This window comes from Okeania sp. SIO2B9, assembly GCF_010672505.1.
Lineage (GTDB): Bacteria > Cyanobacteriota > Cyanobacteriia > Cyanobacteriales > Microcoleaceae > Okeania > Okeania hirsuta.
Window position 1 is genome coordinate 1 of the sequence record NZ_JAAHGK010000986.1, and the last position, 2,966, is coordinate 2,966.

The 2,966-nt window shown below is 37.7% G+C and carries 1 protein-coding gene; it reads right to left on the reverse strand.

Annotated features, from left to right (window positions below):
* Positions 1–108 precede the first annotated feature (108 nt).
* Positions 109–1,116, reverse strand: coding sequence for an RNA polymerase sigma factor, RpoD/SigA family (locus F6K13_RS26355; RefSeq protein ID WP_124154270.1), 1,008 nt, complete (start codon positions 1,114–1,116; stop codon positions 109–111).
* Positions 1,117–2,966 lie beyond the last annotated feature (1,850 nt).

Below are 2,966 nucleotides of genomic sequence, written 5' to 3' on the forward strand. Positions count from 1 at the left end.
TAAAAAAAATCCTTGTAGAGATAATCATTAAAAATAACTATCTCTACAAGGAACGATCAAAATTTGATATTGACAATAGAGGGATCGATTTTAGGCAGATTTTAATACCTAACTAGCGACATATTCCCGCACCTTAGCTTGACGACGACGCAAATGGGCCAGAGCTTGATGTTCTAGTTGACGGACTCGCTCGCGACTAAGTTGTAGTCTCTCTCCCACTTTAGCCAAGGACATTTCTCTACCATCCTCAAGACCAAAACGTAATATTAATACACGACGTTGTTGATCGGTCAATTCTCCTAGTAGAGTATTTAAGTCTTGGCGCAACAACTCACGAGTAATATAGTCATCTGGAGAAGATGCTTCGTCCTCTAAAAGTTCTTGCAGTTCAGTGTCCTGATTATCTCCTACTCGTAAATCCAACGATATGGGATGGCGGGCCATCAAGAGATATTCTCTAATTTGAGAAGGTTCTAGGTCTAAAGCTTCAGCAATTTCAGAAGGAGTTGGGGTACGACCCAAACTTTGAATTAGTTCTCTCTGAACTCTTTTGATTTTGTTGAGCTTTTCAGTAATGTGAATAGGTAAGCGAATAGTACGAGCTTGTTGTGCGATCGCTCTGGTAATTGCTTGACGTATCCACCAGTAAGCATAAGTAGAAAATTTGTAACCTCGCATGGGGTCAAATTTTTCGACTCCTCGCTCTAAACCTAAAGTACCTTCTTGAATAAGATCCAAGAATTCCATATTTCGTTTTTGGTACTTTTTAGCGATCGCTACTACTAAGCGAAGGTTAGCTTCAATCATTTTTTGCTTGGCACGGCGACCATGCTTTATTGTTTGGTTTAGTGCTTCTTCACTTAACTGTAAAAATTCTGCCCATTCTTCCTGAGTTGCTGCTCTGTCTAGCTTCTCCTCTAATTTTTCCTTTGACTCCAAAAGTTGCATCATGTACTTAACTTTCTTGCCATACACAATTTCTTCCTCACGAGTCAGAAGTGGTACACGGCCAATCTCATGTAGATAAGTACGAACTGTATCCATTGAGGAGTAGGAGCGAGGACTTGATTTGCTTGTCTTTTGAGTTTTCTTCTTTTCTTGATTTAGTGTTGACATTTTTCATAAACTCCTTATTTTAAATATCGCAGTAGTTATTGTGTGTTCCTACAATGGGAAGAATTTGAGATACAACTACATGAGAATAGGCTTTCCCATCCCTACACATATGCCATCAAGTGGTCATTTCAGTTATCAGTTAGCTTCCTGGGTCGGAGCTGCGGACTTCAGTACCTCTACAATCAGGAGGCTTGAGATCGGGAATATTCTCTTTTCTCTTGGTCGATTCGCTGAATGGACTTATAAGGGAAATTTTATTTTTACATTATTTACATTGACAATAATTATACTTTATTTCCTCTATTAAAGTAAACTCAGTATGAGTCCGCTTTTCTTCTTTGTAATACAAATCTAGAGTAAATTTAAAGGCGAAATGTTCATCTTAATAAGTAGAAATTTTAATTTGTCCTTAAAACTACTAGTAGATTAGATTAACTGCAATCTATCCTTAACCATTTCCGCAAAACTTTGGTAATATTATTATTTAAGTTATTTCTCATACATCGATAATGGCTCAACCAGCTCCTAACAGGCAACTCTCAGAACATAGAGATAACCGAACTATTCTCCGCATTTGACAAAAGGCAATCATAATTCGTCTGTTTGTACCTTTTATTAGCATCTCTTGAGAAATACCACCTAAAAACTATAGATTTTTTAACTATAATTATTCTCTAATTATGTATTACATTATAGCACAAAAAGCTGATTTTTGCATCAATCAAAAAAGATAACTTAGCTTTGATTGAGTTATGGCGGTTTTCACATAGATAGACTATAGTGGCCAAAGCATTTTTCTACTCCCTCTCTTGGTCGCCGTTCCCATGGCGTTTGCTAGCGCACAACTACGTTAACGCTTAACGTCCTGGAGGGACAGGAGACCTCACCGGGTTCCTACCGCTTGTGTCTGTCGCCGACGCGGGGCAGCACCGCTATATCATGTCCGGTTGAACAGTTATAAATAAATGACAGAGGAGTCAGGAGGTAAGAAAGAAGCAATAAAGAAGAAGAAAAAAAGAATAAAGAGGAGGAAAAGGAGAAAGTTTTTTTATCACTAATTATCCGGACATGATATTACTCACTACTCCCGATTGCAAAAAGAATTTTGTAGTCTACATTAAATTATCCGGACATGATATTACTCACTACTCCCGCTTGCAAAAAGAATTTTGTAGTCTACATTAAATGAAAAATGCTGTAACTTTTTTGTGCTCTTTTGACTCTATTGTCATGTAGGCCATATTGGGTGTAGATTTGAGAGCGAGAATTAATTCATCGAACCTTGCTCTATCAATTTAAATCCTGCAACATTTCCTGATAGGTAATAATTTTCAACGGGACACAATATTACTGTGCCTCTAAAAAGTCGATCTTTATCCTTATGCTTTATGGATTTAATATCAAATCCTGCAGCATTGGTATAAATTCGTTAGGTGATAGGAGTCGCCTCTTCAGGAGGGATAAAGATAAAACAAGATTTAGTAACATTTGAAGATGGACATTTTTTTATGCCTAACTTAATATAATACCTCACACCTCACCGGTGGTGCCAATGGGATTTGTGGGCTTAAAATTCCCATTGACTGCTTACAGACTACTGTAGATTCCCCTAGGAACGGCTTCTAAGTGACTATTGACTACTTCTTTCTACTTCCTCAATGATGATTTTTAGTATAGCAATAGACAGATAGGTTAGGACTTATACTGATAATGGTCTTTAGACAGGGAAATATTTTTCCTACTGTTTCCTGTTCCCAGATCCGGTGTTTCCTGCTTTTTTTAGAAAAAGCTTCCTCCATTAGGAAACTCATTGATTGGCGGATCTCCTGCAACAATTGGATCGCCTACAG